Annotated in this window: 1 protein-coding gene; it reads right to left on the reverse strand. The window is 22.7% G+C overall.

The annotated features are described in order from the left end of the window. Positions 1–79: 79 nt before the first annotated feature. On the reverse strand, positions 80–317 hold a 238-nt coding region (locus HMPREF1552_RS12810; RefSeq protein ID WP_231370762.1), incomplete at its 5' end, for a hypothetical protein.

The raw sequence follows: 317 nt of genomic DNA on the forward strand, positions 1-317 counted from the left end.
AATAAAATTTAAAATTCTTTTTCTATAATTTTTTTCAGGCTCTTTTTTAAGTGTGGGAGACGTAAAAAGTTTGATAACCTTAAGAAATTCTAAGTATAATAAAGTTTTTAAGATTGTCGAATTTTTTTATCCCATAAGATTTTATCTTGTTATTTTCTCCTTCTACAAATTCATTATTTATATTATATTTTCGTATATTAGACCTGTTCGACAACCTTGCGTAAAGAACAATATCAAGGTATAATAATACTGGTAATAAAATGATAAATAACGTTGAAAGAATAAAAAACTTAAAGAAGAAAACTATCAGAAAATTT

The organism is Leptotrichia sp. oral taxon 879 str. F0557 (assembly GCF_000469385.1).
Taxonomy (GTDB): Bacteria; Fusobacteriota; Fusobacteriia; order Fusobacteriales; family Leptotrichiaceae; genus Leptotrichia; species Leptotrichia mesophila.